This is a genomic window from Microbacterium sp. Leaf351 (assembly GCF_001423825.1).
Lineage (GTDB): Bacteria > Actinomycetota > Actinomycetes > Actinomycetales > Microbacteriaceae > Microbacterium > Microbacterium ginsengisoli.
In genome coordinates this window covers 190,999-193,614 of record NZ_LMPK01000038.1, presented here as the reverse complement: position 1 = coordinate 193,614, position 2,616 = coordinate 190,999, and the positions used below count along the sequence as shown (strand labels likewise).

Below are 2,616 nucleotides of genomic sequence, written 5' to 3'. Positions count from 1 at the left end.
CCCGCGACTGGAGTCCGGCGCGCGCGCCGGCATCTCGACCCTGCGTGGCGCGTTCAGCCCCGATGCGGAGATCGCCGAGAAGGTCGCGAAGAAGATCAAGCGCGAGTTGGAGAAGTTCGGTCTCGCCCACGAGCCGCTCGGCGTCGACGTGATCGAGCTGCCGATCCTCTTCGCCCTCCAGCGCGAGGGCATCCAGGTCGTCGACGGGCAGCAGATCTTCATGGAGGCCCGACGGGTCAAGACGGGAGACGAGATCCGGCTCCTCACCCAGGCCGCCTCGATGGTGGATGCGGCCTACGACGAGCTGTACCGGTTCCTGCGGCCGGGCGTGCGCGAGAACGAGGCCGTCGGGCTCGTGGCGAAGACCCTCTACGACCTCGGCTCCGAGTACGTCGAGGGAGTGAACGCGATCTCGGGCGAGCGCTGCTCGCCGCACCCGCACGTCTTCTCCGACCGCATCATCCGGCCGGGCGACCCCGCCTTCTTCGACATCCTGCACAGCTTCAACGGCTACCGCACCTGCTACTACCGCACCTTCGCGGTCGGGTCGGCCTCGTCGGCGCAGCGGGATGCTTACACGCGTGCCCGGGAGTACATGGATCGCGCGATCGCCCTCGTGCGCCCGGGCGCGACCACCGCCGACATCGTGTCGGTGTGGCCGACCGCGCAGGAGTTCGGCTTCCCCGACGAAGAGGCGGCCTTCGCGCTGCAGTACGGACACGGCGTGGGGCTCTCGATCTGGGAGAAGCCGATCTTCAGCCGTCTCGTGTCGCTCGATCACCCGGAGGTGCTCGAGGAGGGGATGGTCTTCGCCCTCGAGACCTATTGGCCCTCTGCCGACGGCTGGGGTGCGGCCCGCATCGAGGAGGAGGTCGTCGTCACGGCCACCGGCTGCGAGGTCATCACGAAGTTCCCCGCGGAGGAGCTCATCGTCGCGGGCAAGCGCTACTACTCCGTCGACGGCATCCTGCCGACCGTGCGCGACCCGCAGTCGCACCTCAACACGGTGTGGGGTCGGGGAGAGGCGTAGGCGATGTCGCAGCGCACCATCCTCGTCGTCGGCGGCACCTCGGGCATCGGCCTCGAGCTCGCGCGCACCCTCCTCGCCCGCGGCGATCGCGTGATCATCACGGGGCGTGATGCGGCCCGGGCGGCCGAGATCGCCGAGGGTCTTGGACAGGATGCCTCGTCCCTCGCCCTCGACATCTCGGAGCCCGAGCAGATCGCGCCCGCGCTCGCCGGAGTCAGTGCGATCGACGGGCTCGTGCTCGCCGCGATCGAGCGCGACGCGAACACCATCGCGGACTACGACATCGCGCGGGCGCGACGCCTCGTGACCCTCAAGCTCGTCGGCTACGCGGAGACCGTGCACGCGCTGCTGGATCGGCTGACCCCGAGCGTCGGCACCGGCATCGTGCTCTTCGGCGGTCGCGCGAAGGACCTGCCCTATCCCGGCTCGACCACGGTGTCGACGATCAACGGCGGCGTCGAGGGACTCACGCACACCCTCGCTCTCGAGCTCGCCCCGATCCGTGTGAACGCGCTGCACCCGGGGATCATCGGCGACAGCCCGTTCTGGGCGGGCAAGCCCGACGGCGTTCTGGACGCCTACCGGTCACGCACGCCGGGCGGCGAGCTCGCCACGGTGGCCGACGTGGTCGGCACCGTCGAGTTCCTGCTCGACAACCGCGGGGTCTCCGGTACCAGCCTTTACGTCGATCGGGGCTGGACCCTCACCTGAACCGGGAGGTCACGCCGAGCGCGTGACCTCCGCGATCGCCGACCAGTCGAGGTCTCGCAGCGACGGGTCGGCGATCGCGCTTTCGAACACTCCGTGCAGCGCGGCCGCGGTCGGCATCTCTAACCCGACGGATGCGGCGGCGGCCTCCGCCAGGCGCAGGTCCTTGAATCCGAGCGACATGTGGAAGCCGGGCGGGGAGTAGCGGCGCTGGGCGATCACGTCGCCGTAGATCGAGTACGCGGGCGCGGCGAACAGCGAGTGGGTGAGCAGGTCGACGAACGCGGATGCCTCGACCCCGTGCCGTTCGACGAGTGCAACGGATTCGCCGATGGCCTGCATCGCATGGATGAGGTCGTAGTTGACGGCGATCTTGACGATGTTGGCGGTGCGCGGGACGGCTCCGAACTCCCAGATGCGGGCCGCGAGAGATGCGAGCGCGGGGCGGGCGGTCTCGATCGCCGCGGGATCGCCGGCCGCGAGGATGTTGAGCTGTCCCGCCGCGGCCACCGGGTAGCGTCCGAGCACGGGCGCCGACACGTAGCCGGCGCCGGCCGCTGCCGCCCGCGCCGCGAGCAGGTCGGCCGTGTCGGGGCTCAGTGAGGCGGCGTTCACGTGCACGTGGCCGCGTGCGGCGCCGAGCGCGTCTTCGGTGAGCACGGCCTCGGCGGCCGCGTCGTCGGCGAGCATCGAGATCGACACGGGGGCGCCGAGCGCCTCGGCAGGGGATGCCGCGGCCACGGCGCCGGCGGCGACGAGCTCGGCGACCGGGGCATCCGATCTGTTCCAGACGGTCACGCGGTGCCCGGTCTCGAGGAGGCGGCCGGCCATCGCGCGGCCCATCGTGCCGAGTCCGAGGAATCCGATGTCGGTCATGG

The 2,616-nt window shown here is 70.7% G+C and carries 3 protein-coding genes; 2 read left to right on the top strand and 1 reads right to left on the bottom strand.

The window, feature by feature from the left end:
- Together ASG00_RS13715 and ASG00_RS13710 are read left to right on the top strand one after the other, a co-directional pair.
- Positions 1 to 1,030: M24 family metallopeptidase (locus ASG00_RS13715; RefSeq protein WP_235559603.1), on the top strand; the 1,030-nt coding region annotated here is incomplete at its 5' end.
- A gap of 3 nt (positions 1,031 to 1,033) precedes the next feature.
- Positions 1,034 to 1,741 carry an SDR family NAD(P)-dependent oxidoreductase gene (locus ASG00_RS13710; protein WP_056210265.1) on the top strand — a complete coding sequence of 236 codons (708 nt, stop codon included), beginning with the start codon at positions 1,034 to 1,036 and terminating at the stop codon, positions 1,739 to 1,741.
- A 9-nt stretch (positions 1,742 to 1,750) separates the two neighbouring features.
- On the opposite strand, the gene ASG00_RS13705 is transcribed toward ASG00_RS13710, so the two are convergent.
- Positions 1,751 to 2,616: NAD(P)-dependent oxidoreductase (locus tag ASG00_RS13705; protein ID WP_056210263.1), on the bottom strand; the 866-nt coding region annotated here is incomplete at its 5' end.

Excerpts from the sequence above, each read along its gene's own strand:
- ASG00_RS13710 (WP_056210265.1), top strand. The coding sequence starts at position 1,034 with ATGTCGCAGCGCACCATCCTCGTCGTCGGCGGCACCTCGGGCATCGGC.